The organism is Microbacterium sp. J1-1 (assembly GCF_024498615.1).
In the GTDB taxonomy this organism is placed as follows: Bacteria; Actinomycetota; Actinomycetes; order Actinomycetales; family Microbacteriaceae; genus Microbacterium; species Microbacterium aurugineum.
In genome coordinates this window covers 2,121,061-2,144,099 of the sequence record NZ_CP089590.1, presented here as the reverse complement: position 1 = coordinate 2,144,099, position 23,039 = coordinate 2,121,061, and the positions used below count along the sequence as shown (strand labels likewise).

The window sequence follows — 23,039 nt, the reverse complement described above, 5'->3', positions numbered from 1 at the left end:
CGACGCCCCCGCTGAATGCCGAGACCCCCTGCTGCCTACGCGGCCAGCAGGGGGTCTCGGCGCTGCACGGGGGTCTCGCGTCAGTCCTCGAAGGGGCGCGCGATGATCTCGCCGGAGCGGTCCTGGAAGACCTCCCAGCCGGCATCGAGCTCTGCGATCGCGCGGCCCTCGAGCCACGTGAGCGTCCAGTGGCCCGTGAAGCCTTTCGACTCCACCTCCGCGATGGCGGCCCGGAGGGAGGCGGGCACCGAGGCCGGAGCCTCCGACCCTGCGGCCCAGCGCGTACCGAGCTGCATCAGGACGCCTCGACCGGGGCGAGCTCGATCGCCGTGACCGCGAACTCCTCCGATTCGCTGAACTCGAGCTCGGCGATGCGGCCGACCGCACGCAGGTCATCCGCCGCTGCACGGAGTGCGTCGAGCTTCACGGAAGGCGCGGAGATCGCGGCGCGGGACACGGGGGTCTTCTGCGACGCCTTGGCTTCGGTCTTCGCACGACGGATGCCGATCAGCGCCTCGCTCGCGGCGGCGAGGACCCCCGGATCGCCGTCGATGCCGAGGGGCGTCGGCCACGCGGCCGTGTGCACCGAGCCCTCCTCGAACCACGACCAGGACTCTTCGGTCGCGAACGAGAGCACCGGGGCGAGCAGACGGAGCAGCGTCGAGAGCGCCAGCCGCAGCGAGAGTGCCGCGGATGCCTGCCCCACGTCGGTCTGGTCGTAGGCACGCTCCTTGACGAGCTCGAGGTAGTCGTCGCAGAACGTCCAGAAGAACGCCTCCGTGAGCTCCAGGGCCCGCGCGGCGTCATACCGGTCGAAGGCCTTCGTGGCTTCGACGACCACGTCGTCGAGCGCGGTCAGCATCGACGCATCCAGTGCGTGGGTCACCTGCGCACCTTCCGGCACGGGGAACGACAGCACGAACTTCGCGGCGTTGAGCACCTTGATCGCCAGACGGCGGCCGATCTTCACCTGCGTGGGGTTCTGCGGGTCGAAGGCGGCGTCCATGCCGAGGCGGCTCGATGCGGCCCAGTAGCGCACCGCGTCCGAGCCGTGGGCGTCGAGCACGTCGGCGGGTGTGACGACATTCCCCTTCGACTTCGACATCTTCTTGCGGTCGGGGTCGACGATGAAGCCGGAGATCGCGGCGTTGCGCCACGGCGTCCGGTCATCCTCGAGCGTGGAACGCAGCATCGTGGAGAAGAGCCAGGTACGGATGATGTCCTGTCCCTGCGGGCGGAGATCGAACGGCGCAGTGAGCTGCCAGAGCTCCTCGTCGCGCTGCCAGCCCCCGGCCAGCTGCGGCGTGAGCGACGACGTCGCCCAGGTGTCGAGGATGTCCGCTTCGGCCTCGAACCCGCCCGGGACACCGCGCTGGTCCTCGGTGTACCCCGCCGGCACATCGGTCGTCGGGTCGATCGGGAGCGTCGCCGCATCCGGGGTGAGCACGCGGTCGTAATCGCGCTCCCCGTTCTCGTCGAGGGCGTACCAGAGGGGGATCGGCACGCCGAAGAAGCGCTGACGGGACACCAGCCAGTCGCCGGTCAGGCCACCGACCCAGTTCTCGTACCGCACCCGCATGAACTCCGGGTGCCAGGCCAGCTCCTGACCGTGTGCGAGGAGCTTGTCGCGCAGCTCGCCGTCACGGGCGCCGTTGCGGATGTACCACTGGCGAGTGGAGACGATCTCGAGCGGACGGTCGCCCTTCTCGAAGAACTTGACGGCGTGGTTGAAGGGCTTGCCGACCGCGGTCATGTCGCCGGTCGCCTGCAGCTTCTCGACGATCGCCTTGCGCGCGCTGAAGACGGTCTTGCCCGCGAGCTCCTCGGCGTACCAGGCGATCGCGTCGCCGTTCGCGACAGAGGAGGGTGCTTCGGGCAGGAAGCGACCATCGAGGCCGATCGTGGTCATGTTCGGCAGCGGCTGGTCGTCGGTGGTCCGCAGCTCGCGCCACCACACGATGTCGGTGACGTCACCGAAGGTGCAGACCATCGCCGCGCCGGTGCCCTTGTCGGGCTGGGCGAGGTGATGACCGTGGATCTCGATCTCCGCACCGAAGAACGGCGTCCTCACCTTGGTGCCGATGAGGTGCTTGTGGGGCCCTTCCGGATGCGTCACGAGAGCGATGCAGGCGGGAAGCAGCTCCGGGCGGGTGGTGTCGATGGCGATCGATCCCGAGCCGTCGGCGAAGGGGAACTCGATCGTGTGATAGGCCGCCTGCTGGTCGCGGTCCTCGAGCTCGGCCTGCGCGATCGCGGAGCGGAAGTCGATGTCCCACAGGGTCGGGGCCAGGGCCTGATAGGCCTCGCCGCGCTCGATGTTGCGGAGGAACGCGAGCTGGCTCTGACGGATCGTGTCGTCCGAGATCGTGCGGTAGGTCTGCGTCCAGTCCACGCTCAGCCCGAGCTGGCGGAACAGCGCCTCGAACTGCTTCTCATCCTCGATCGTGAGGCGCTCGCACAGCTCGATGAAGTTGCGACGGCTGATCGGCTGCTGGTCGGCGGCACGGCTCGACTTGTTGTCGCCGCCCTCGAACGGCGGGACGAAGTCCGGGGTGTAGGGGAGGGACGGGTCGCAGCGCACGCCGTAGTAGTTCTGCACACGGCGCTCGGTGGGCAGGCCGTTGTCGTCCCAGCCCATCGGGTAGAACACGGTCTTGCCGCGCATGCGTTCGTATCGCGCCTTCACGTCGGTGTGGGTGTACGAGAACACGTGGCCGATGTGCAGGCTGCCGGAGGCCGTCGGCGGCGGGGTGTCGATCGAGTACACGCCCTCACGGCCGGCCTGTGCCGCACGCAGGCGGTCGAACAGGTACGTGCCCTGCTCCGCCCACGCGGAGTCCCACTTCGCTTCGAGGCCTTCGAGAACGGGCTTGTCGGGAATCTGGTTCTGCGTCGATTCGGATGCAGGCATGGAAGGTCTCCTCGAACGATGTATGCGGCACTGTGTGAGCGTGCCTGAGTGTGGGTGTGCCGATCAGTCTACCGAGCGTCCCGGAGAGCGGCCGACCTGGCATATCGACCCAGTCCAACAATTCGCCGTAGGATGGGATCACCCCGACCCGTTCTTTCTGAGGAATCGTCATGCCCGCACACCCCGCGCGCCGCCTGCTGCCCTTCGCCGCGCTCGCCGCCACCACCGCTCTGGTGCTGAGCGCCTGCGCCACCCCCGGTTCCGACGGGGACGGCGGAGAGCTCGTCTGGTCCATCGAAGGGGCGAACCTCTCGGCCGGGCACATGGATCCGCAGGTGAGTCAACTCGACGTCTCCGGCATGGTGCAGCGGGCGGTGCTCGACTCGCTCGTGTTCCAGGAGGATGACGGATCCTTCTCACCCTGGCTCGCGAAGGACTGGACCGTCTCGGACGACAGCACCGAGTACACGTTCACCCTCCGCGACGACGTGACCTTCACCGACGGTGAGAAGTTCGACGCCGCTGCGGTCAAGGCGAACTTCGACCGCATCGTCGACCCCGAGACCGTGTCCGCGCAGGCGGCCAGCATGCTCGGCGCCGACTTCTACGAAGGCACCGAGGTCGTCGACGAGTACACGGTGACGGTGACTTTCACGCAGCCGTACGCCCCCTTCCTGCAGGCCGCGAGCACGCCGCAGCTGGGCTTCTACTCGCCGGCCGTCCTCGAGACCTCGGCGGACAAGCTGAAGGCGGGCGGGCCCGACATCACCGTCGGCACCGGTCCGTTCGAACTCACCGAGTACACCCCGGATCAGGAGATCGTCTACACCCGCAACGACGACTACGCGTGGGGTCCGCACGATACGAAGGCCCCGAAGTTCGAGACGCTCCGCGTCGAGATCCAGCCGGAGGCCGCCGTCCGCACCGGCGTGGTGACGAGCGGTGAGGCCGACCTCGCCAGCAACATCCCGCCGAACCTCGCGAAAGACCTCGGCGACGGCATCACGGTCGACTCGATCGAGTACCCCGGTCTGCCGTACTCGCTCTACCTGAACGAGAAGTACGGGGTGTTCGCAGACGAGAAGGTGCGTCAGGCGTTCGCCCGCGGCATCGACATCGACGCCGCGGTGGAAGAGATCTACTTCGGCCAGTTCCCGCGTGCATGGAGCATCCTCGGTTCGACGACCCCGGGCTACGACGCGTCGCTGGAGGGCAGCTGGCCGTTCGACCAGGACGCCGCGAACACGCTCCTCGACGAGGCAGGGTGGACCGCACGCGACACCGACGGCATCCGGATGAAGGACGGCGAGCGGCTGTCGGTGCGATGGATCGCCTGGACCCCGGTGTCGGATGACCGTGCCGCTCTCGCGAACGCGATCCAGTCCGACCTCAAGGGGATCGGCTTCGAGGTCGAGCGCGAGGTTCTCGAGCCCGGTGCGTACAACGCGCAGTACGAGCCGAAGACCTTCGACCTCACCGACTGGGGTTTCTCGGGCGTCGACCCCGATCTGCTGCGCAGCCACCTGCACACCGACGGGATCCAGAACGCGTCACAGGTGAGCGACCCGCAGATCGACGCACTGCTCGAACAGGCCGTGGCGACCAGCGACCAGGATCAGCGCAATGAGCTGTACGCGCAGCTGCAGCAGTGGAACGCCGAGTACACGGCCATCGTGCCGCTCTACAGCCCCTCGGCGATCACGGCTGTCGGCGACCGCGTCGAGGGCCTGCAGTACGACCTCTACGGTCGGCCGCTGTTCTACGATGTGACGGTCGGCTGAACCACCGGCTGAGCGGAGGGCACGAGTGGTGAAGACTGCTCTCGTCCGCATCTCCGGCCTCGTCGCCTCCGTCGTGCTCGTCCTGTGGGGTGCGGCGACCGTGGCCTTCCTCGCGTTCCGGGTGATCCCCGGAGACCCGGTGTCGGTGATGCTGGGGCCGCAGGCGCAGGTGAGTGACGCGGTCAAGGACGGCATCAGGGCCGATCTCGGGCTCGATCGACCCCCGTTCGAGCAGTACCTCGGCTTCATCGGTCAGCTCGCGCGGGGCGACCTGGGGGAGTCGTACCAGCTGCGGATGCCCGTGACGGAGGTTATCGGGCGTCAACTCGGTGCGACGGTGCAGCTGTCCGTGCTGGCGCTCGTGATCGCCGTCGTCCTCGCGCTCGCCGTGGCGGTGCTCGTCCGCGGGCAGGTCGGACGCACGGTCGCCGCCGGCATCGAGCTGGTCATCCTCTCCTCGCCGGTGTTCTGGATCGGGCTCGTCCTGCTCAGTGTCTTCGCCTTCGGGCTGGGCTGGTTCCCGGTGTCGGGTGCCCGTAACCCCGCCACCCTCGTGCTGCCGGCGATCACTCTGGCGCTTCCCGTGGCCGCGCTGCTGAGTCAGGTGCTGCGCGACGGACTGGTGCAGGCGGAGCGCATGCCGTTCGCCGAGACCGTCCGGGCCCGTGGTGCGAGCCCTTCGTGGTTCACGCTGCGGCACGGGCTCAGACACGGCGCGGCTTCCGGCGTCACCCTGACCGCGTACCTCACGGGATCCGTCCTCGGGGGTGCCGTGCTCGTGGAGACGGTGTTCGCACGCCCGGGTCTGGGCAGGGTCACGCTCGCTGCGATCAACGACCGCGATCTTCCCGTCATCACGGGCATCATCCTGCTGAGCGCCCTGGCGTTCGTCGTGGTGAACCTCGTCGTCGAGCTCGTGCATCCGTTGATCGATCCCCGGGTGGTGGCGGCTCCGTCTCGAGGCACCCGTCGAGGCACCCGATGAAGCGGGCGCAACGCGTGCTGCTGTGGGCCGCCGTCGCCGTCCTCGCCGTGATCGCGTTCTCGGCGCTCTGGCCCGCTGCCCTCGCGACCCACGACCCCCTCCAGACAGAGGTGCGCTCCGCCCTGCTCCCGCCGAGCACGGAGCACCTGTTCGGCACCGACCAGAGCGGGCGCGACGTCTACTCCCGGGTCGTGTACGGAGCCGGACGCTCCCTCGGCATCGGACTACTCGCGACCGTCGTCGCCCTCACGGTCGGTCTGCTCCTCGGAGCCTTCGCGGGGGTCGCGCCGCGGGGCGTCGACGCCACCGTGATGCGGGTGAACGACATCCTGATGGCCTTTCCCGAATTCCTCGTCGCGCTCGTCGTCGTCGCGGTGCTCGGCCCGGGCACGGTGAACATCGCGATCGCGGTGACGCTGGCCGCGGTTCCCGTGTACATCCGACTGGCACGGGTGCAGACGCAGACCCTCCGGGCCGCCGAGCACGTGGAGGCTGCGCGCATCCTCGGGGTGCCGGGAGCGACGGCCTTCCTGCGACACGTCGCTCCCGGTGTGCTCGGGGCGCTGAGCGTGCTGGCGACGATCGGCATCGGGTCGAGCATCCTCGCCGCGGCGGGGCTCAGCTTCCTCGGTCTCGGGCCGTCCGAGCCGACACCGGAGTGGGGACTGATGCTGGCGGGCGGCCGCAACGTGCTCGGGCAGGCATGGTGGATCTCGGTCTTCCCCGGCATCGCGATCACCCTCACCGTCGTCTCGGCGACCGTGGTCGGGCGCATCCTCCGCGCGCGCGGAGACGGGAGGACGGCATGAGCGCTGCACTGCAGGTGCGGGGTCTGCGCATCTCCTTCGAGGGTGAGCCGGTTGTGGACGACGTGTCCTTCACCGTCGACCGCGGAGAGTGCATCGCGATCGTGGGGGAGTCCGGTGCGGGCAAGTCCCTCACGGCACGCGCACTGCTGGGTCTGACTCCCGCGGAGGCCGACGTCTCGCTGGATGAGCTCATCGTGGACGGCACGGACACCGCCGGGCTCACGGAGCACGCGTGGCGTGCGGTGCGCGGCGCCGGGATCGCCCTCGTCTCCCAGGATGCACTGGTCTCTCTCGATCCTCTGCGACGGATCGGGACCGAGATCGCCGAGCCGCTGCTCCTTCATCGGCTCGTCCGCGGACGCCCGGAGCGGGCGGCTCGGGTGCGGGATCTCCTGCGGAAGGTGTGGATGCCGGATCCCGACCGCCGTGCCCGCCAGCACCCGCACGAACTCTCCGGCGGGTTGCGGCAGCGCGCGCTCATCGCTTCCGCGCTCGCTGCGGTTCCGGCCGTGCTGGTGGCGGACGAGCCGACGACCGCTCTCGACGCGACCGTGCAGGCGCGGATCCTCGGGTTGCTGCGCGAGATCACGGATGCCGGAACAGCTCTCGTGTTCATCAGTCATGACTTCGCGGCCGTCCGCCGGATCGCCGACCGCGTCCTGGTGATGAGGGGCGGCGTCATCGTGGAGTCCGGGCCGGTGGCCGAGGTGCTCGAGAATCCACGGCACGAGTACACGAAGCAGCTCCTCGCGGCCACGATCCACGAACCGCGAGCCTCGGTCCCCGCCGACTCCCCGCCGGTGCTGATCGCGGACGGGGTGTCACGGAGCTTCGGCACGGTGCCTGCGGTCATCGACGCCTCGTTCACGCTGAAAGACGGGCGGACGCTTGGCATCGTCGGCGAATCGGGGTCGGGCAAGACGACGCTGGCCCGCATGATCGTCGGCGTCGACGCACCGGACTCCGGCTCTCTGCAGTGGACCACGGAGCGCAGGGTGCAGCTCGTGCACCAGAATCCGCTCGGGGCGTTCGACCCGCGCTGGACGATCGGCCGTTCGCTGCGTGAGGCGCTGGAAGCCGGGGGAGTGCCTCGCGCTCAGCGGCCGGCGCGCGTAGCCGGCCTCCTCGCCGAGGTCGACCTCGCACCGGAACTCGCCGAGCGGCGTCCGAGCGCGCTCTCCGGCGGGCAGCGGCAACGCGCGGCCATCGCGAGGGCGCTCGCCGCGGATCCGCAGGTGCTCGTGCTCGACGAACCCGTCTCGGCGCTCGATCCGTCGGTGCGGGAGCGGGTGCTGCGGGTGCTCGCACGGTTGCAGCAGGAACGGCAGCTGACGATGATCTTCGTCTCGCACGACCTCGACGTGGTCGGAGCGGTCGCCGACGAGGTGCTGGTGATGCAGGACGGGCGGATCGTCGAGCAGGGCACCACCGCGGAGGTGTTCGCGACGCCTCAGCACCCGTTCACTCGGGAGCTGCTCGATGCCGGCGGCGCTGCCGGTCGTTGATCGGCCGTCAGTCCTTGATCTGGATGCCGATGCCCGCCGCGATCACCGGAGCGAGCTGCTGCACCTGGAACGAGGTGAGGGTGGCCCCGCGGAGGCTGTTGGCATCGAGGAACGCGACGGCGTCGAGGCCGCGCAGATCCAGGTCTTTCGCCCGCATGCCTCGGGAATCGACCTCTTCGGTCGACGTGGAGCTGAACCGCACGCGCGTGAGCTCGGCCTGGGGCATGTCGATCGTTCGGATGGTGCACTCCGAGACCTCGAGGTCGGTGACCTTCGACGCGCCGAGGTTCAGGTAGTCGATGCGCACGTCGCGCAGGTCGAGTTCCGAGATACGCGCCTCGCTCAGGTCGAGCGTGCCGATGCGTCCTCCGCTGATCCGCATCCGCCGCACTCCGGCGTCACGCAGGCGGAGTGAGGCGATCCGCGCGCCCGACATGTCGACGTCGATGACGGTCGCTCCGGTGAGATCGACGGCGTCGGCATCGGCCCTCACGGCGCACTGCTCGAGCGTCGCGTAGGCGAGGTCGACGGTGCCGGTGAGCTCGAGGCTCGACCCCAGGATGTCGGCACTGCGCGCAGCGGCGGCCTGCTCGAGGACGGACGGGAGGTCGGGAGCGGTCACGCGGGGCGGGGCCGGTGATTCCGAGGTGCGGGCCATCCTTTGAGGGTAGGTGCTGCCACGGACAGCGTCGGAGGTCGGATGCCGCGTACACTGGAGGGACGAGCATCGATCCGGCCATCACCGGGGAGCTCTCGGAAGAACGGTGCGGCCCCCGGGCGGCGCTCAGTAGAACCGAGCGGGGCAGGCCCGTCACAGCCGCAGTGAGAGTGGTCGCGTCGCAGGGCGTGGCACGCGAGGTGGTACCGCGGTCCGCGAGGGTCGTCCTCGCAGGAGCATCCGCCACGACGAACACTGCGAGACACGATGACCTACCCCCGTTCCTCCTTCGGCCCCGCCGCCGACTCCGTCGCGCCCAGCCCCCGCTTCCCGCAGATCGAGGAAGAGGTGCTCGCGTTCTGGAAATCCGACGACACCTTCCGCGCCTCGATCGAGCAGCGTGAGGGCGCACCGGAATGGGTGTTCTACGACGGTCCGCCGTTCGCGAACGGCCTGCCGCACTACGGGCACCTCCTGACCGGCTACGCCAAGGACGTCTTCCCGCGTTTCCAGACAATGACCGGCCACAAGGTCGATCGGGTCTTCGGATGGGACACCCACGGTCTGCCGGCCGAGCTCGAGGCCATGAAGCAGCTCGGCATCACCGAGAAGTCGGAGATCGAGGACATGGGCATCGACGTCTTCAACGCGAAGGCGAAGGACTCGGTGCTCACGTACACGCGCGAGTGGCAGGACTACGTCACCCGCCAGGCGCGCTGGGTCGACTTCGACCGCGGCTACAAGACGCTCGACCTCGGGTACATGGAGAGCGTGCTCTGGGCGTTCAAGACCCTGTACGACAAGGGCCTCGCGTACGAGGGATACCGCGTCCTGCCGTACTGCTGGCGAGACGAGACGCCGCTCAGCGCCCATGAGCTGCGCATGGACGACGACGTGTACCAGATGCGCCAGGATCCGTCCGTCACGGTGACCTTCCCGCTCACGGGAGCCAAGGCCGAGGCACTCGGGCTCACCGGCGTCCGCGCCCTCGCCTGGACGACCACGCCCTGGACCCTGCCGACCAACGTCGCGCTCGCCGTCGGTCCCGACATCGAGTACGTGGCGCTCCCCGCGGGACCGGCAGGTGCCGCCGACGTCCATCAGACGGCGGGGACCGAGGACGCCGCCATCGAGTCCTCCGCGCATCGCTACCTCCTCGCCCGTGACCTCCTCGGTGGCTATGCCAAGGACCTCGGCTACGAGAGCACGGAGGACGCGCTCGCCGCGGTGGACGCGACCGTGCGTGGCGCGCAGCTGCAGGACGTCACGTACGACCGCCTCTTCGACTACTACGCCGACGCCGAGACCTATGGCACCGAGAACGCCTGGCGGATCCTGGTCGACGACTACGTCACCGTGAGCGACGGCACGGGCATCGTCCACCAGGCTCCGGCCTACGGTGAAGACGACCAGCGGGTCGCGGGCGCTGCCGGCATCCCCACGATCCTCTCGCTGGACGACGGTGGCCGGTTCCTCCCGAACGTCACCGATGTCGCGGGTCAGTTGTGGATGGAGGCGAACACGCCGCTGGTGCGCCTGATCCGGGAGAACGGCCGCCTCATCCGGCTCCAGAGCTACGAGCACTCGTACCCGCACTGCTGGCGCTGCCGGAACCCCCTGATCTACAAGGCGGTGTCGAGCTGGTTCATCCGGGTGACCGACATCAAGGACGACCTGCTCGCGAACAACGAGCAGATCACCTGGGTGCCCGAGAACGTCAAGCACGGACAGTTCGGCAAGTGGCTCGAGGGCGCCCGCGACTGGTCGATCAGCCGCAACCGCTACTGGGGTTCTCCGATCCCGATCTGGAAGAGCGATGACCCGGAGTACCCGCGCGTCGACGCCTATGGGTCCCTGGAAGATCTCGAACGGGACTTCGGGACGCTGCCGCGCAACCCTGAGGGCGAGATCGACCTGCACCGCCCCTACATCGACGACCTGACGCGTCCGAATCCCGACGACCCGACGGGCAAGAGCACGATGCGCCGTATCGAGGACGTCTTCGACGTGTGGTTCGACTCGGGGTCGATGCCATACGCGCAGGTGCACTATCCTTTCGAGAACCAGGAGTGGTTCGACTCGCACTCACCGGCGGACTTCATCGTGGAGTACATCGGCCAGACCCGCGGCTGGTTCTACGTCATGCACGTGCTCTCGACCGCGCTGTTCGACCGCCCGGCGTTCACGGGCGTCAGCTGTCACGGCATCGTGCTCGGCAGCGACGGCTACAAGATGTCGAAGTCGCTGCGCAACTACCCGGACGTGTCCGAGGTGCTCGACCGAGACGGCTCCGACGCGATGCGCTGGTTCCTGATGTCGAGCTCGGTGCTGCGAGGCGGAAACCTCGCGGTCACCGAGGAGGGCATCCGCTCGGGCGTCCGCGAATTCCTGCTGCCGCTGTGGAACTCGTGGTACTTCTTCGCGACCTACGCCAACGCCTCCGGTGCCGATGGGTACGAGGCGTCCTGGCGCACGGACTCCTCGGATGTCCTCGACCGCTACATCCTCGCCAGGCTCGGCGATCTGGTCCGCGAGGTACGTGCGGATCTGGAGGGTCTCGACTCGACCACGGCCTCTGCGCGTCTGCGTGACTTCGCCGAGGTGCTGACGAACTGGTACATCCGTCGCTCCCGTGATCGCTTCTGGACCGGCGTCACGGACGATCCGAAGAGCCGTGAGGCCTTCGACACGCTCTACACCGTGCTCGAGACGCTCACCAGCGTGGCGGCACCCCTCGTGCCGCTCGTTAGCGAGCGCGTGTGGCAGGGGCTCACCGGCGGACGCAGCGTGCACCTGACCGACTGGCCCGACGACGCGCAGTACCCGGCCGCGGACGAGATCCGCGACGCGATGGATGCGGTCCGCGAACTCTCCAGTGTCGGCAACGCCCTGCGCAAGAAGGAGAAGCTCCGCGTGCGTCTGCCGCTCGCGCGCCTCACCGTCGTGTCGCCGCTCGCGGGGACACTCGGACAGTTCGAGGACATCCTCCGCGAGGAGCTCAACGTCAAATCCGTCGAGGTCGTGCCGCTCACGGACACGACCGCGGTCGAGTACGGCATCGACCACCGACTGAGTGTGAACGCTCGCGCGGCCGGTCCGCGCCTCGGCAAGGACGTGCAGAAGGCGATCCAGGCCGCACGCTCGGGCGACTGGAACGAAGTGGACGGCGTGGTCATCGCCGGCGGCATCGCGCTGGAGCCGGCGGAGTACGAGCTCGTGCTCGAGACGACGGGTCGTCCCGACGGCGAAGCGCTCGCGATCGTCCCGAGCGGAGGGTTCGTCCTGCTCGACACGCAGACGACGCCCGACCTGGAGGCCGAAGGACTGGCCCGCGACGTCATCCGCGCCGTACAGGAGACCCGCAAGAACGCGGACTTCGACGTCAGCGACCGCATCCGCCTGGAACTGCGTTTCGCGAGTGCCGAGGACGCGGATGCGGTGGCAGCCGCCTTCGAGGTCGCCGATGTCGCGGGAGAGACCCTCGCGTTGGAGCACGCGCTTCACCGTGACGATGCCGCGCTTCTCGCAGCCGAGTTCACGGCGGACATCCCGAGCGGGACCTACGCCAACCGTGGCGACTTCACGATCGCCGTCACCAGGATCGGAGCAGGCGCATGAGTGACAGGGAACGGGCGGATGCCGTCTACGAGGCCCTGCTGAGCAGGGCGGGCGAGCGGTGGGTGCAGCCTCGCAAGGAGCGCACCGCGCGCATCCTCGCCTTCCTCGACGACCCGCAGCGCACCTATCGCGTCGTGCACCTCACAGGCACGAACGGCAAGACGTCCACGGCACGGATGATCGAGAGCCTCCTCCGCGCGCACGGCTTGCGGACAGGTCTATTCACCAGCCCGCACCTCGAGCGCTTCACGGAGCGGATCATGATCGACGGAGAGCCGATCTCTGACGAGGCGGTGGCGGATGCGTGGGACGAGATCGAGCCGTTCGTCGACATCGTGGACGCCGAGTTCGAGGCCGCGGGAGACGCGCCGCTGACGTTCTTCGAGCTGCTCACGGTGCTGGCCTTCGTCGCGGTGGCGGATGCTCCGGTCGACGTGCTGGTGCTCGAGGTGGGCATGGGCGGTGAGTGGGATTCCACGAACACGGCAGACGGCGACGTCGCGGTGTTCGCGCCGATCGACATCGACCACGCGGACCGCCTGGGCGGGACGATCGCGGAGATCGCGCAGACCAAGGCCGGCATCATCAAGGAAGGTGCCGCGGTCGTATCCGCGCAGCAGCCCCCGGAGGCCGCCGAGGTCCTGCGCCGAGTGGCGGCCGAGCGCAACGCGACCATCGCGTTTGAGGGCGAGGAGTTCGGTCTCACCGAGCAGAAGCTCGCGGTCGGTGGGCAGCTGCTCAGCGTCCGGGGACTGGCCGGGGAATACGCCGAGGAGTACCTCCCGCTGTACGGCGCTCACCAGGGTCACAACGCCGCACTCGCCGTCGCGGCCGTCGAATCGCTGATCGGCGGTGCGTCTCAGGCGATCGCCCCGGACATCATCTCCGACGGCCTGCAGGGCACGACGTCGCCCGGCAGGTTGCAGCTGCTCGGCATCGCGCCGACCGTGATCGTCGATGCCGCCCACAACCCGCACGGTGCCAAGGCGCTCGCGCAGGCTCTGGGCGACAGCTTCGACTTCGATGAGTGGGGTCTGGTGCTCGGCGTACTCGCCGACAAGGACGCCGCGGGCATCGTCGCGGAGCTGGCACCACGGGCCGCGCACGTGTTCGCCACGGCTCCGGAGTCCGATCGCGCGAGCGACGCGGATGCGATCGCCGACCTCGTCGAGCAGACCGGACAGCGCGCGACCGTGCATGACTCGCTCGCCGACGCCGCCGACGCCGCCCGTGAGTGGGCCGCATCCTCCGATCGTCGTGCCGTGATCATCGCCGGTTCCGTCGTGCTCGCCGGCGAGGCGATCGCCCTTGCCGAGGAAGAGGACTGGAAGTCGGGGTGGCGCGCATGACCGCGAATGCGCCTGCCGCGCGATCGCCTCGGCCGCCGCGCACCCTCGTGCAGAAGCTCGCGCCCGTCGTGCTGGGGTTCGAGGCGATCGTGGTGTTCCTGGTCGGGCTCACGATCTTCGGGCTGCGACAGCTTCCCGAGGGCATCGAGCAGTGGTGGGGGATCGTCGGCGGAGCAGTCCTCGCGCTCGTGTGCATCCTCATCGCCGGCATGATCACGAAGCCGTGGGCACTCACCGCCGGATGGGTCGTCCAGGCCCTCGTCGCCCTGTCGGCGTTCTTCGTGCCGGCGATCCTGCTGGTCGTCCTGATTTTCGGCGGCATGTGGGCGTATGCGACCATCGGAGGGGCTCGATTGGACGCACGACGTTCCGCGGCTCCCACGACCGAGACTCAGACAGAGAGTGAATGACATGGCCACCGAAGAAACCCTCGTCCTCGTCAAGCCCGATGGCGTCGCCCGCGGCCTCACCGGCGCGATCCTCGCCCGCATCGAGGCGAAGGGGTACGCCCTCGTCGACATCCGCCTGGTGGAGCCCGACCGCGACCTTCTCGCCGAGCACTACGCCGAGCACGAGGGCAAGCCGTTCTACGAGCCGCTGCTCGAGTTCATGCTCTCCGGCCCGTCCGTCGCGATCCGCCTCGCGGGCAACCGGGTGATCGAAGGATTCCGTTCGCTCGCGGGAACCACCGACCCGACGACCGCCGCGCCCGGCACGATCCGCGGAGACTTCGGCCGCGACTGGGGACTCCCCGTGCAGCAGAACCTCGTGCACGGTTCGGACAGCCCCGAGTCGGCTGCACGCGAGCTCGGCATCTGGTTCGACTGAGTCCGTCCGCCCGCACGCCGACGAAAAGCCCGCCCGCCGGATCTCGGCGGGCGGGCTTCTCGTCTGCGGAGACCGCGGATCAGAAGAGGATCCTGCTCATCTCGCCCAGGAAGTCGAGCCCCTGGAGCTGTGCGAGGAGGATGATCAGCGCATAGGCGACGATCGTGGCAAGCGGCACCCACGGCATGAGCGTGTCGGCGCGGGCCATGACCTTCTCGTTCCGGGTGAACGTGCCGTTGCGGGTCAGATGGACCATCGTCGCGAAGAAGGTGGGGATCGTGACCGCCCACGTGACCATGCACCAAGGGCAGAGGACGAAAAGGTCGTAGAGGCTCTGGCCGATGAGCCAGCACACGAGGCCGAAGGCGAACGTGATGCCGAATCCGAACGCCGCCCAGAACCAGCGGGGGAACCGTGCGCCGGCGAGGATCGCGACGCCCACCACCAGGGGCGCCATCCATCCGGTGAGGCCCATGATCGGATTGGGGAAGCCGAAGACCGATCCCTGCCACGACTCCAGGTTCGTGCTGCACTGGATGAAGGGGCTCAAGTCGCAGGCGAGGGCTTCCTTCGGGTTCTCCAGCAGTGCGAACTTCTCGACGGTCAGCTCGAAAGCGGCGAACCACCCGATGACGCTCGCGATGATCAACCACACGGCATAGAAGACGGGGCGGGTGCGCTGCTCGCTCATACGGGCGATTATCTCAGCGGCGGCTATGGATAGGACGACAACAGGCCGGAGAAAACGCGCTGGTCACGACCTGATGCCATGAACGGGGCCACTTGGTGCGATAATGGCCTGTGACGCGATGAACGGCCCCGCCGCGACACGCGTCGACGCAGACTTCGGGGTCCTATGCCCCACGCGATCAGAGCCATGAGCCGGTCGCACACCGAGTGAGTTCGCGGAACCCGCGGGTACCGCATGAGATTTCATGGAGCACCCAGTGCTCCGTGCAGGGAGTAAGCCAGAGATGGCCGATGAGAACAATGACAACAACGTACCTGCCCTCGATCTCCCGGCTGACGCCGCGGATGCGCTGACGGAGCCTGCTGCTCCGGAGGCCGACGAGCTCACCGGGTCTTCGGGCGACGACGCCGCGGCAACGGAGGCCGCCGCCGACGCAGCCGATGCCGCCGCGGACGCTGCCGCGGACGATGTCGCCGCAGGGTACGCCGCCGCCGAGGACGCTGCAGCCGCCGCCGATGACGCGGCGGACGCGGTCGCACGCGACGCCGCCGATCACGACGAGGCACGTGAGGGCACTGACTCCGAGAGCACTGACTCCGAGAGCACTGACTCCGAGAGCTCCTCCGACGCTGGCGAGAGTGCCGTGGCCGAGGCCGCTGCCGATGAGCAGGTTGCGAAGACGGAGCCGGCGGAGGAGAAGCCCTCGACGGACGAGCCCCCTGTCGAGGAAGCGCCCGCTGCTGCCGCCGAGACAGCTGCCCCCGAGGCTGCTGCTCCCGAGGCGCCGGCTCCGGTGACCGCTGTGTCGCTGGGACTGCTGCCAGAGGTCTTCGTCTCGCAGGTCTCCACCCAGCTGCACTTCTACGCTCCGGAGGTCGTGCCGCTGCCGGCGCGTCCCGGTCGTGAGCGCGTCTTCGACCGCATCGCCGACCGCGATCAGCCGCAAGACGAGTCCGCGCCGCGCGGTCGCGGACGTCGCCGTCGTGGCGGCTCGGACGGGGATGACCAGCGCGACGAGCCGCGCCAGCGTCAGCGTGTCGTCGAGTACATCACGGAGCCGAAGGCCATCAAGGGTTCGACCCGTCTCGAGGCGAAGAAGCAGCGCCGCCGCGATGGGCGCGACGCCGGCCGTCGTCGTCCGGTCGTGACCGAGGCCGAATTCCTCGCGCGCCGCGAGTCCGTCGACCGCAAGATGGTCGTGCGCTCCAAGAACGGTCGCACGCAGATCGGTGTGCTGGAAGACGGCGTCCTCGTCGAGCACTACGTCGCCCGCAACCAGGATGCGTCGCTGATCGGCAATGTGTACCTGGGTCGTGTCCAGAACGTGCTCCCGAGCATGGAGGCTGCATTCGTCGACATCGGTCGTGGTCGCAACGCCGTGCTCTACTCGGGTGAGGTCGACTGGGACGGCGTCGAGACGGGCAATCAGCCGCGGCGCATCGAGCTCGCACTGAAGCCGGGCGACCGTGTGCTCGTGCAGGTCACGAAGGATCCGGTCGGACACAAGGGTGCGCGCCTGACGAGCCAGATCTCCCTCCCCGGCCGCTACCTCGTGTACGTCCCCGGCGGGTCGATGAACGGCATCAGCCGGAAGCTCCCCGACAACGAGAGGGCGCGCCTCAAGCGCATCCTCAAGGAGGTCCTCCCCGAGTCCTCCGGCGTGATCGTCCGCACCGCGGCCGAGGGAGCGACCGAAGACCAGCTCACGCGCGACGTGCAGCGTCTCACCTCGCAGTGGGAGCACATCCAGAAGCAGGTCGAGAGCCAGCAGGCGCCTGCGCTCCTGCACGCCGAGCCGGACCTGCTCGTCAAGATCGTGCGTGACGTCTTCAACGAGGACTTCACGAAGATGCTGATCCAGGGGGAGGACGCGCAGCAGACGATCCGCGCCTACCTGGAGAGCGTCGCTCCCGACCTGCTCGAGCGGGTCGAGGCGTACGAAGACGAGACGGACCCGTTCGATGCCTTCCGCATCACGGAGCAGATCGAGAAGGCCCTCGACCGCAAGGTGTGGCTGCCCTCGGGTGGGTCGCTCGTGATCGACCGGACCGAGGCCATGACGGTCGTCGACGTCAACACCGGCAAGTTCGTCGGCTCGGGGGGAAACCTCGAGGAGACGGTCACCAAGAACAACCTCGAGGCGGCCGAGGAGATCGTCCGCCAGCTGCGGCTGCGCGACATCGGCGGCATCATCGTGGTCGACTTCATCGACATGGTGCTGGAATCCAACCGTGACCTCGTGCTCCGTCGTCTGATCGAGTGCCTGAGCCGTGACCGGACGAAGCACCAGGTCGCCGAGGTGACCTCGCTCGGTCTGGTGCAGATGACCCGCAAGAAGCTCGGTCTGGGCCTGCTCGAGACCTTCAGCGAGGCGTGCGAGGTCTGCGCCGGCCGCGGCGTCATCGTGCATCATGATCCGGTCGTGAAGCACCGCTCGGGCAACAGCAACGGCGGTAGCAACGGAAACGGTCAGGGCGGTCGTCGCCAGCGCGGCGGCAACGGCGGGAACGGTCAGAGCCAGAGTGCTCCGGCGGCCCCGCACGTCACCCACAGCATCACTGAGGGCGCGAAGTCCGCGCTGGCTCAGATCGCGGCGTCGACCATCGCTCCCGCCGCGGACGGGACGGCGGAGACGCCGGCGCCGGTCGCAGCGGACGAGGCACCTGCGGCGGCGGAGCGCCCCAAGAAGGCACGCAAGAAGCGCGGCGGGGATCGCAAGGGGCCCAAGAGTCCTGCGGAAGAGCTTCTCGATTCGGTGCTCGATGCGCTTCCCGAGCCGAAGGCTCCGGGGCAGGGTCGAGGACGCCGTCGGGTGAGCACGGCGGCGCTGACCGGCACCCCGGTGTCGGTGAACTCCGAGCCGTCAGCGCCGGTCGCGGGCGCGGACTCGGAGTCCTGACGCGATCAGCCGGCGCACCAGCTCCTTGCCCTGCACCTGCTGGGCGCCGGCGGCGACGAGTCGGGGGATCATCTCCTGCGGCACGTCGTAGTGATCGAGGTCGAAGGCGCGCGCGGGGACGTCGTGCGCCCTCGCGAAGTCGTGCAGCTCATCGAGGCTCTCATCGCTCACCAGATGCGCCCACAGGCGTCCGTGAGCGGGCCAGAGGGGGGAGTCGACGAGCACGGTCACCTGGTCAGCCTACGACCGTGCCGTCGGGTCGGGACGCTGAACGCGAGCGAGAACCGCCGGAGTCGGCGTGGCTTTGCGACACCGACCCGCATCCGGTAAAGTAGTCCCTTGGTGCGTATGCCGCGTCTTCCTCGTCGGTTGAGGCGGAGAGCCTTGCGTTCGCGCCCGTCGTCCTGCGACGCATGCAAGCAACAGTCTTCCCGTGACATTCTCGGAGCCGAAGTGCTCCCCAACGAAACAAGGTATGAAGTGGTTTACGCAGTAGTGCGCGCCGGTGGGCGGCAGGAGAAGGTCGAGGTCGGCACGATCGTTCAGCTCGACCGTGTCAAGGCTGCCCAGGGCGAGAAGATCGAGCTGGCCGCTGTGCTGCTCGTCGACGGCGCCACGGTGACCACCGACGCTGACTCGCTGGCGAAGGTCAAGGTCACGGCTGAGGTCATCGGCAACCTCCGCGGCCCGAAGATCATCATCCAGAAGTACAAGAACAAGACCGGCTACAAGAAGCGTCAGGGCCACCGCCAGGAGCTCACGCGCGTCAAGATCACCGGCATCAAGTAAGCCCGAGGGGACTAGGACATGGCACATAAAAAGGGCGCAAGCTCAACCCGTAACGGTCGTGACTCCAACGCTCAGCGCCTCGGCGTGAAGCGCTTCGGCGGTCAGCAGGTTCTCGCCGGCGAGATCATCGTCCGTCAGCGCGGCACGCACTTCCACCCCGGCGTCAACGTCGGCCGTGGTGGCGACGACACGCTGTTCGCTCTGGCCGCAGGCGCGGTCGAGTTCGGCGCGAAGGGCGGCCGCAAGGTCGTCAACATCGTCGCTGCAGCTGAGTGATCTCAGCGCGACACTAGTCATCCGGTTCGGGGCGGGCTTCGGCTCGCCCCGTCCGTGTATCTGCACACCGAAACAACACAGGAACTCAGGGGAACCAGGACATGGTCACGTTCGTCGATACCGTCACACTGCACCTTCGTGCGGGTAAGGGCGGCAACGGCTGCGTCTCCGTGCACCGCGAGAAGTTCAAGCCGCTGGGCGGCCCGGATGGCGGCAACGGCGGTGACGGCGGTGACGTCGTCCTCGTGGCCGACCCGCAGACCGGCACGCTGCTCTCCTACCACCACTCGCCGCACCGCTCCTCCGGCAACGGCGGCCCCGGTATGGGCGATCACCGATCCGGATTCCTGGGCGAGACGCTCGAGCTCCCCGTCCCGGTCGGCACCGTGGTGAAGAACACCGCAGGTGACGTCCTGATCGACATGATCATCCCCGGCGAACGTTTCGTGGTCGCCAAGGGGGGAATGGGCGGACTCGGCAACGCTGCGCTGGCCACCCCGAAGCGCAAGGCTCCCGGCTTCGCCCTGCTCGGCACTCCCGGCTATGAGGGCGACGTCGTCCTCGAGCTGAAGACGGTCGCCGACATCGCTCTCGTCGGGTACCCGTCCGCGGGCAAGTCGAGCCTGATCGGTGCCATCTCCGCGGCCCGCCCGAAGATCGCCGAATACCCGTTCACGACGCTCCACCCGAACCTCGGAGTCGTCCAGGTCGGCGACTTCCGCTACACGGTCGCCGACGTGCCCGGTCTCATCGAGGGCGCGAGCGAGGGGCGCGGACTCGGTCTCGAGTTCCTCCGTCACGTCGAGCGGTGCTCCGCGCTGCTGCACGTGCTCGATTGCGCCACGCTGGAGCCCGGACGCGACCCGATCTCGGATCTCGATGTTATCCTCGCCGAGCTCGGCGCCTACGAGGTTCCCGAAGGGCAGACCCCCCTGCTCGAGCGGCCGCAGTTCGTCGCTCTGAACAAGGTCGACGTCCCCGAAGCCCGCGATCTCGCTGAGCTGGTGCGTCCCGACCTCGAGGCCCGCGGGTTCCGGGTGTTCGAGATCTCCACGGTCTCGCATGAGGGACTGCGTCCGCTCACCTTCGCACTGGGTGAGCTCGTCGAGAAGCACCGCGCAGAAGCGGCGGTCGAGACGCCGCCGGAGCGCGTGGTCATCCGCCCGCGCGGCTCCAAGAAGGACTTCTCCATCCGTGTCGAGGGCGGCACGTACGGCAACGTGTACCGCATCCTGGGGGAGAAGCCGGTGCGGTGGGTGCAGCAGACCGACTTCCAGAACGAGGAGGCCGTGGGATACCTCGCCGACCGTCTGGAGAAGCTCGGTGTCGAGGATGAGCTCTTCCGCCTCGGCGCGGTCCAGGGCTCGACCGTGGTGATCGGCGAGGGCGACAGCATCGTCTTCGACTGGGAGCCCACCATGTCCTCTGCCGCGGAGCTGATGAGTGCTCCCCGTGGAACAGACCCTCGCCTCGCCCCCAACGCTCGTCGGACGACGTCGGAGCGCCGCGAGCAGTACTACGAGCGCATGGACGCCAAGGCGGAAGCGCGTGCCGAGGTGGAAGCGCAGCGTCTCGCCGCATACCGCGAGGATGGCGAGTGACCGCACGAACCCGCGCGGATCTCGCGACCGCGTCCCGCATCGTCGTCAAAGTCGGCTCGTCGTCGATCAGCGGTGACTCGTCGTGGCGGATCCCCGTCATCGTCGAGGCCTTGGCCGCTGCCCATGCGCGCGGTGCTGAGGTGGTGCTGGTGTCGTCCGGGGCGATCGCGTCCGGGATCCCGTTCCTCCGGCTGGACGCCCGCCCCACCGACCTCGCGACGCAGCAGGCCGCGGCGGCCGTGGGGCAGAACATCCTCCTGTATCGGTACCAGGAATCGCTGCGCCCGTTCGACATCGTCGCGGGACAAGTGCTCCTGACGACCGGTGACCTCGAGAACCCCACCTCGCGCTCCAACGCGCGACGTGCGATGGAACGCCTGCTCGGACTGCGCACCCTCCCGATCGTGAACGAGAACGACACGGTCGCCACGCAGGAGATCCGGTTCGGAGACAACGACCGCCTCGGCGCCCTGGTCGCCCAGTTGATCGAGGCGGACGCGCTCATCCTGCTCAGCGACATCGAGTCGCTATACACGAAGCCTCCGACGGACCCCGACGCCGAGCCGATCGACATCGTCGCGCCTGACGCCGACCTCGCCGGACTGGAATTCGGATCGACCGTGGTCAACAGCGTCGGCACCGGCGGCGCCGCCACCAAGGTCTCGGCAGCGCGCCTCGCCGCGGCCTCGGGTATCGGCGTCCTCGTCACCAGCGCCGACCTGGTGGATCAGGCACTCTCCGGTGCGGAAATAGGAACCTGGTTCGAACCCGCCACCTCCTAAACTGGGCGGATGACCGACCAGACCCCGCAGGTGCGCCTCGAGCGCGCCAAAGAGGCCTCCCGAGCCACCGCGGCCCTCACGAGCGACGACAAGGCCCGGGTGCTCGAAGCGATCGCCGTCGCGCTCCAGGAAGCTGCGCCGCGCATCATCGAAGCGAACGGTCGCGACATCGAACGTGGCCGTGCGGACGGTATCGGGGAGTCGTTGATCGATCGTCTGCGCCTCGATGAGAAGCGCGTCGCCGCGTTGGCCGCGGCCGTGCGCGAGGTCGCCTCGCTGCCCGACCCGGTCGGCCGTGTGGTGGGCGGACACCGGATGCCCAACGGGGTGGCCCTCGAACAGGTGCGGGTGCCGTTCGGGGTGGTCGGCGCGATCTATGAGGCGCGTCCCAACGTGACCGTCGACATCGCCGCGCTCGCACTCCGCTCCGGAAATGCCGTGGTGCTGCGAGGTGGCAGTGCCGCACGCGAGTCCAACACGGTGCTCGTCGAGGTCATGCGCGGAGCGATCGAGCGGGCAGGACTCACGGCGGAGGCGATCCAGACCGTCGACGACTTCGGGCGCGACGGAGCGAAGGCCCTCATGCACGGTCGTGGGTTCATCGACGTCCTGATCCCGCGGGGGAGCGCCGGCCTGATCGAGGCGGTCGTGACGGAGTCCACCGTGCCGGTCATCGAGACGGGAGCGGGCAACGTGCACATCGTGCTCGACGAGACCGCCCCTGACGAGTGGGCGCGCGACATCGTCGTGAACGCCAAGGTGCAGCGGCCGAGCGTGTGCAACGCGGTGGAGACGGTGCTCGTGCATCGACAGGCGGCGCCGCGGCTCGTGCCGCTGGTGGCCAGCGCCCTGCAGAGTGAGGGGGTCGCGATCCACGGTGACGACGTGGTGGCAGGTCTCATGTCGAATGTGATCCCCGCCACGGAGGAGGACTGGGCCACCGAGTACCTGAGCCTCGATATCGCGATGAAGGTGGTGGACTCGCTCGACGAGGCACTCGACCACATCCGTCGGTACAGCACAGGTCATACCGAGTCCATCATCACGACGGACTCACGCAACGCGGAACGCTTCCTCGCGGAGGTGGACTCGGCTGTCGTGATGGTGAATGCCTCCACCCGTTTCACCGATGGCGGCGAGTTCGGTTTCGGCGCGGAAGTCGGCATCTCGACCCAGAAGCTGCATGCGCGCGGACCGATGGGCCTCGCCGAACTGACCAGCACGAAATGGCTTGCGCGTGGATCGGGGCAGACCCGCGGCTGAGCGCTAGACTGGGAGACGCTGTACCTCACAGGATCCCGAACAGCACGCCACGAAACGGAGTCAGGATGAACCTCGTCGCACAGATCGCGATGGCCGCTGCCGAAACCGAGCACCACGGCAACGTCGCGCTCGAAACGGTGATCTTCGGAGTCATCGCCGCGATCGTGTTCGCCTTCCTCGCGCTGGTGACCCTGTCTTACAAGAACGTCGCCAACCGGCACTCGGCGAAGGCGGAGGCCTGGGCGGCGAAGCACGGCAAGGACGGCCACGAGGCGGGACACGGCCACTAGGCCC

20 protein-coding genes are annotated in these 23,039 nt (G+C 68.5%); 15 read left to right on the top strand and 5 right to left on the bottom strand.

Going from position 1 to position 23,039, the window contains the following annotated elements:
* Nucleotides 1-80 precede the first annotated feature (80 nt).
* Entirely contained in the window at nucleotides 81-296 is a 216-nt protein-coding gene (locus LRQ07_RS10175) for a hypothetical protein (protein WP_134351457.1), read from the bottom strand.
* On the bottom strand, nucleotides 296-2,911 hold the full coding sequence (gene valS, locus LRQ07_RS10170; protein ID WP_256534509.1) for a valine--tRNA ligase: 2,616 nt from the start codon (nucleotides 2,909-2,911) through the stop codon (nucleotides 296-298). Before valS ends, LRQ07_RS10175 begins: the two co-directional genes overlap by 1 nt.
* A 170-nt stretch (nucleotides 2,912-3,081) precedes the next feature.
* On the opposite strand from valS, the gene LRQ07_RS10165 reads away from it, so the two are divergent.
* From LRQ07_RS10165 to LRQ07_RS10150, 4 genes are read left to right on the top strand one after another with little or no spacing between them, the layout of a single operon-like run.
* On the top strand, nucleotides 3,082-4,692 hold the full coding sequence (locus LRQ07_RS10165; protein ID WP_256534508.1) for an ABC transporter substrate-binding protein: 1,611 nt from the start codon (nucleotides 3,082-3,084) through the stop codon (nucleotides 4,690-4,692).
* Nucleotides 4,693-4,720: 28 nt separating this feature from the next.
* On the top strand, nucleotides 4,721-5,677 hold the full coding sequence (locus tag LRQ07_RS10160; RefSeq protein WP_256534507.1) for an ABC transporter permease: 957 nt from the start codon (nucleotides 4,721-4,723) through the stop codon (nucleotides 5,675-5,677).
* Complete coding sequence (locus LRQ07_RS10155) at nucleotides 5,674-6,486, top strand: ABC transporter permease (protein WP_256534506.1); 813 nt, start codon at nucleotides 5,674-5,676, stop codon at nucleotides 6,484-6,486. The genes LRQ07_RS10160 and LRQ07_RS10155 overlap by 4 nt, the downstream gene beginning before the upstream one ends.
* Nucleotides 6,483-7,991, top strand: coding sequence for a dipeptide ABC transporter ATP-binding protein (locus LRQ07_RS10150; protein WP_256534505.1), 1,509 nt, complete (start codon nucleotides 6,483-6,485; stop codon nucleotides 7,989-7,991). The genes LRQ07_RS10155 and LRQ07_RS10150 overlap by 4 nt, the downstream gene beginning before the upstream one ends.
* A 7-nt stretch (nucleotides 7,992-7,998) precedes the next feature.
* Here the strand turns inward: LRQ07_RS10150 and LRQ07_RS10145 are convergent, their stop codons facing one another.
* Nucleotides 7,999-8,649: a pentapeptide repeat-containing protein gene (locus LRQ07_RS10145; protein WP_256534504.1), complete on the bottom strand. Its 651-nt coding sequence runs from the start codon at nucleotides 8,647-8,649 to the stop codon at nucleotides 7,999-8,001.
* Nucleotides 8,650-8,916: 267 nt separating this feature from the next.
* Here LRQ07_RS10145 and ileS point away from each other — a divergent pair, with 267 nt between their 5' ends.
* From ileS to ndk, 4 genes are read left to right on the top strand one after another with little or no spacing between them, the layout of a single operon-like run.
* A complete protein-coding gene (ileS, locus tag LRQ07_RS10140; protein WP_256534503.1) occupies nucleotides 8,917-12,267 on the top strand; it encodes an isoleucine--tRNA ligase in 3,351 nt (1,116 codons plus the stop codon).
* A complete protein-coding gene (locus LRQ07_RS10135) occupies nucleotides 12,264-13,616 on the top strand; it encodes a bifunctional folylpolyglutamate synthase/dihydrofolate synthase (protein ID WP_256534502.1) in 1,353 nt (450 codons plus the stop codon). Before ileS ends, LRQ07_RS10135 begins: the two co-directional genes overlap by 4 nt.
* On the top strand, nucleotides 13,613-14,026 hold the full coding sequence (locus LRQ07_RS10130; RefSeq protein ID WP_227991679.1) for a DUF4233 domain-containing protein: 414 nt from the start codon (nucleotides 13,613-13,615) through the stop codon (nucleotides 14,024-14,026). Before LRQ07_RS10135 ends, LRQ07_RS10130 begins: the two co-directional genes overlap by 4 nt.
* A 1-nt stretch (nucleotide 14,027) precedes the next feature.
* Entirely contained in the window at nucleotides 14,028-14,444 is a 417-nt protein-coding gene (gene ndk / locus LRQ07_RS10125) for a nucleoside-diphosphate kinase (protein WP_047524000.1), read from the top strand.
* 79 nt (nucleotides 14,445-14,523) lie between these two features.
* Here ndk and LRQ07_RS10120 read toward each other — a convergent pair whose 3' ends face one another.
* Nucleotides 14,524-15,135, bottom strand: a complete 612-nt coding sequence (locus LRQ07_RS10120) for a vitamin K epoxide reductase family protein (protein WP_256534501.1) — start codon at nucleotides 15,133-15,135, stop codon at nucleotides 14,524-14,526.
* 283 nt (nucleotides 15,136-15,418) lie between these two features.
* Between LRQ07_RS10120 and LRQ07_RS10115 the strand changes: the two genes are divergently transcribed.
* Nucleotides 15,419-18,034 (top strand): Rne/Rng family ribonuclease, encoded by a 2,616-nt coding sequence (locus tag LRQ07_RS10115; protein WP_256534500.1) that lies wholly within the window; start codon nucleotides 15,419-15,421, stop codon nucleotides 18,032-18,034.
* Here LRQ07_RS10115 and LRQ07_RS10110 read toward each other — a convergent pair.
* Nucleotides 17,999-18,265: a DUF4031 domain-containing protein gene (locus LRQ07_RS10110; RefSeq protein WP_232761685.1), complete on the bottom strand. Its 267-nt coding sequence runs from the start codon at nucleotides 18,263-18,265 to the stop codon at nucleotides 17,999-18,001. The two genes, LRQ07_RS10115 and LRQ07_RS10110, sit on opposite strands and share 36 nt — an antisense overlap.
* Nucleotides 18,266-18,514: 249 nt before the next feature.
* Between LRQ07_RS10110 and rplU the strand changes: the two genes are divergently transcribed.
* The 6 genes from rplU to LRQ07_RS10080 all read left to right on the top strand — a co-directional run bounded on the left by rplU (nucleotide 18,515) and on the right by LRQ07_RS10080 (nucleotide 23,035).
* Nucleotides 18,515-18,823 carry a 50S ribosomal protein L21 gene (gene rplU, locus LRQ07_RS10105; RefSeq protein WP_028501602.1) on the top strand — a complete coding sequence of 103 codons (309 nt, stop codon included), beginning with the start codon at nucleotides 18,515-18,517 and terminating at the stop codon, nucleotides 18,821-18,823.
* 18 nt (nucleotides 18,824-18,841) lie between these two features.
* Nucleotides 18,842-19,099, top strand: coding sequence for a 50S ribosomal protein L27 (gene rpmA, locus LRQ07_RS10100; protein WP_017202370.1), 258 nt, complete (start codon nucleotides 18,842-18,844; stop codon nucleotides 19,097-19,099).
* Between the two features lie 101 nt (nucleotides 19,100-19,200).
* Nucleotides 19,201-20,700 (top strand): GTPase ObgE, encoded by a 1,500-nt coding sequence (gene obgE / locus LRQ07_RS10095; RefSeq protein ID WP_047519869.1) that lies wholly within the window; start codon nucleotides 19,201-19,203, stop codon nucleotides 20,698-20,700.
* On the top strand, nucleotides 20,697-21,482 hold the full coding sequence (gene proB, locus LRQ07_RS10090; RefSeq protein WP_256534499.1) for a glutamate 5-kinase: 786 nt from the start codon (nucleotides 20,697-20,699) through the stop codon (nucleotides 21,480-21,482). Before obgE ends, proB begins: the two co-directional genes overlap by 4 nt.
* 9 nt (nucleotides 21,483-21,491) lie before the next feature.
* The gene (locus LRQ07_RS10085; RefSeq protein WP_248540600.1) at nucleotides 21,492-22,745 is read left to right on the top strand and encodes a glutamate-5-semialdehyde dehydrogenase; all 1,254 of its coding nucleotides are present in this window, start codon (nucleotides 21,492-21,494) and stop codon (nucleotides 22,743-22,745) included.
* 65 nt (nucleotides 22,746-22,810) lie between these two features.
* Entirely contained in the window at nucleotides 22,811-23,035 is a 225-nt protein-coding gene (locus tag LRQ07_RS10080) for a hypothetical protein (protein WP_047519875.1), read from the top strand.
* Nucleotides 23,036-23,039: the final 4 nt, after the last annotated feature.